General features: G+C 61.8%; 1 protein-coding gene. It reads right to left on the reverse strand.

Annotation, left to right across the window (positions count from 1 at the left end; all coding sequences use genetic code 11):
- Positions 1-29: 29 nt before the first annotated feature.
- Positions 30-969, reverse strand: a protein-coding gene (locus tag AC066Y_RS43240) for an IS630 family transposase (protein WP_478279138.1) whose coding sequence is annotated in 2 segments (ribosomal slippage) — positions 30-630 and positions 629-969 — 942 coding nt in all. Because the reading frame shifts where the segments join, the coding sequence is not laid out codon by codon here.
- Positions 970-1,034 lie beyond the last annotated feature (65 nt).

Genomic DNA, 1,034 nt, shown 5'->3' on the forward strand with positions numbered 1-1,034 from the left:
CTAGAGCGGTTTCCACTTGATATGGGTCACTACTCGTATCCGGCATGTCGAAAGTAGTTCGCGCATTGCTCGGGTGCAAATGTCTTGATGAGCTTGCCGATCAGCTTCATCAGCGTTGTCACGGTGCGAGCGGCACCCTTGCGAAGCGCCGTCTTCAGCTTCGAGAATGCCATTTCGATCGGATTGAGATCCGGCGAGTAGGCCGGCAAATAGCGCACTTTGGCGCCGACCGCTTCGACCGCATGGCGAACGCCGTCGATCTTGTGGGTGCGCAGGTTATCCATGAAGACGATATCGCCTTTGCGCAGCGTCGGCGCGAGGATCTGCTCAACATAAGCGAGGAACGATGGCCCATCCATGGCGCCGTCAATGACATAAGGCGCTGTCAGGCCATTAATGCGTAGCGCGGCAACGAGCGTCAGCGTCTTCCAGTGGCCGTGCGGCACGCTCGCAACGAGACGCTCACCACGTGGTGAGCGGCCGCGGTGCCGGGCCATCTTGGTCGTAACCGCCGTCTCGTCGATGAAGACGAGGCGCGGCGCGTCAAGCCTGGATTGCTCGAGCTTCAGTTCGGCACGCGCTGCAGCGACATCAGGACGATCCTGTTCGGCGGCGTGCAGAGTTTTTTTTGAACGTGATGTCATGGCGTTCGTAGAAACGCCAGACCGAGGTCGTACCGGTTTTCAGCCGCCTCTCGGACTTGAGCCGAGCGCGAATCTCTTCGAGCGTCAAATCCGGCTCCGCTGCGACCAGATCAAGCAGCCACTGGCGATGCGCCTCGAGCGGCGAGCGACTGTGGCCCGTGCCGGGCAATGCCGCTACACTGCCCGTTGTCGCCCAGCGCTCGATCCAGCGGATCGCGGTCGAGGCGCCGAGACCGAGCACCCGCGCCGCCTCCCGTCTGCTCTCGCCGTCTTCGACAAGTGCGACCGCCCGCGCCCTGAGGTCCTTCGAGTATCCCTTCGCCATCGCGCGACCTCGCTGTTGCTGTCAAAGCAACCCGAATCTGATTTGCGCGCTTTTGGGAACCCCCT

The sequence above is a fragment of the Bradyrhizobium sp. USDA3010 genome (assembly GCF_056429065.1).